General features: G+C 64.9%; 1 protein-coding gene. It reads left to right on the top strand.

Annotated features, from left to right (window positions below):
• A partial coding sequence (locus SB822_RS58205) for a UvrD-helicase domain-containing protein (protein WP_410859256.1) occupies window positions 1-262 on the top strand: 262 nt, incomplete at both ends.

The raw sequence follows: 262 nt of genomic DNA, 5'->3' as shown, positions 1-262 counted from the left end.
CGAAGCCTCGGCGGGCACCGGCAAGACGTGGAACATCTGCGCGCTGTATGTGCGCTTGCTGCTCGAGAAGAACCTGAACGCCGATCAGATTCTCGTCGTAACCTTCACGAAGGCCGCGACCGCCGAACTGCACGAGCGCATTCGCGGCCGGCTCGCGGAACTGCATCGCGCGATCGAACTTGACGACGACGGCGGCGATCCGTTTATCCGCCGGCTCTTCGAAACGACGCTTGCGCCGGAGCGCGGCATCGACCGCGAGACC

Source organism: Paraburkholderia sp. SIMBA_054 (assembly GCF_046534875.1).
Classification (GTDB): domain Bacteria; phylum Pseudomonadota; class Gammaproteobacteria; order Burkholderiales; family Burkholderiaceae; genus Paraburkholderia; species Paraburkholderia hospita.
Note: the sequence above shows the minus strand (reverse complement) of the source record. Positions and strands in the feature narration are given on the sequence as shown.